The organism is Kitasatospora sp. NPDC058478, assembly GCF_042720345.1.
GTDB lineage: Bacteria > Actinomycetota > Actinomycetes > Streptomycetales > Streptomycetaceae > Kitasatospora.
In genome coordinates, this window is sequence record NZ_JBHXML010000051.1 from 23,547 (window position 1) to 25,158 (window position 1,612).

At 76.1% G+C, this 1,612-nt stretch carries 1 protein-coding gene; it reads right to left on the reverse strand.

Annotated features, from left to right (window positions below; all coding sequences use genetic code 11):
- Positions 1–400: 400 nt before the first annotated feature.
- The gene (locus tag ACFWPT_RS26440; RefSeq protein ID WP_380484805.1) at positions 401–1,363 is read right to left on the reverse strand and encodes a MerR family transcriptional regulator; all 963 of its coding nucleotides are present in this window, start codon (positions 1,361–1,363) and stop codon (positions 401–403) included.
- Positions 1,364–1,612: the final 249 nt, after the last annotated feature.

Below are 1,612 nucleotides of genomic sequence, written 5' to 3' on the forward strand. Positions count from 1 at the left end.
GGGGGGGTCTTCCCCCCCCACCTTTAAATTTTTCCCCCCCCCGGTATTTTTCCCCGGCCCCCACTGGCCGGGCCCGGCTTTTGGGGGCCTGGGCCCCATCCCCCCCCGCGCCGAACCGCTCCCACTTCCCGGCTCCCCGCCCGCCCACTGTGCGCGCAGCCGAATATGTAGACCGACCGATATATTTTTCCGCTCTCAGGACTCCGTTCGCAGGCCTCGTCGCGCGGCAAGGCCGAGGGTGAGCCGCCCCGCGCAGGAAGTCGGGCAGGCCGACTTCCTGTGCGCACTGCGGGCACGATCGAATCTGTAGACCGGTCGGTATATTCACTCCGGAGCCAGCAGCGCGAGCCTGCGGGCAAGGCTGTACGGCGCACGTGTCGCGGTTCCGCAGGGCGAGGGTTCAGCGCAGCAGGTGCTCCAGCTGGTCGAGAGCGGTGGGCAGGTCGCGGGGGCGCAGGGCGCCCGGGGGGCGGCGGGGGCCGGTCCAGCCGGGGCCGGCGGTCAGGACGACGGGACGGGTGCGGGCACCGTGGGGGCCCCAGGCGGTCTCGGCGACACGGCGGGCCAGGGCCCGGTCGGCGGTGCGGGCGACCTGGGACCAGAGCAGGACGGCGGGCGGGCCGGTGCGGCGGACCGCTTCCAACAGGGCTTCGGTCGGCAGGGCCGGGCCGAACATCCGAAACGGCAGGCCCCGTTCGGCCAGTCCCGCGGCCAGCGCCTCCAGCGGCAGGGCATGCAGTTCGGCGGGCATGCCCGCGAGCAGGACGGCCGGACCCTGCGGCGGCTCGACCCGGTCGGCGGCGCGGCGCAGAGCGGCGGCGACGTGCCAGGACAGCAGGTGCTCGACCTCGACATAGCGCTCGCCCTCGGCGGCCCACTTGCGGCCGGCGGCGCGCAGGGCGGGCATCATCACCTCGGTCCAGGCGGCGACCGGGCCGAGGGTGTCGACGCTGTGTCGCAGGATCCGGGCGAGCTCGGGGGCGTCGAGGCGAACGGCCGCGCGGGCCAGCCCCCGGCATTCGGGGCGGACGGTGCCGACGGGCAGGGCGTTCCCGCCACCGGGGGCCGGCCCACCGGCAGGCGGCCCCGGCGGCTCGGACGGTCCGGACACCTCGGACGTCTCTGGCGGCCCGGACGTCTCTGGCGGCCCGGACGGCCCGGACGGTCCTGGAGCCTCGGCGGCGAGGGCGAGGCGGGCGGCCTCGGCCGGGGTGACGCCGCGGGCGGTCAGGCGGCACATCTCCGCCAGGACGGCAACGTCCCGCGGGCTCCACTGGCGGTGGCGCCCGGGGTCACGCTGGGCGGGACCGATGCCGTAGCGGCGTTCCCAGGAGCGGACGGTGGTCGGGGAGACGCCGAGCATGCGGGCGAGGGCACCGGTGGTCAGGCTGGCCTGGGCCGGCGGCCGGCCGGCGGAGGCAGACACGGGGACGGGGACCGGGACGGGCACATGCGTGAGCCTATGCGGGGCGGGCCGGGGCAGCGGGCGTCGCGGATGCGGGGCAGCGCAGCAGGGCTCGCTCCGCGGAAGCCATCGGTGTGCGCAGGAAGTCGGACCCGTCGACTTCCTGCGCCCACCCCCACCGCACGCCCGGGGGGTATATGTAGTTGG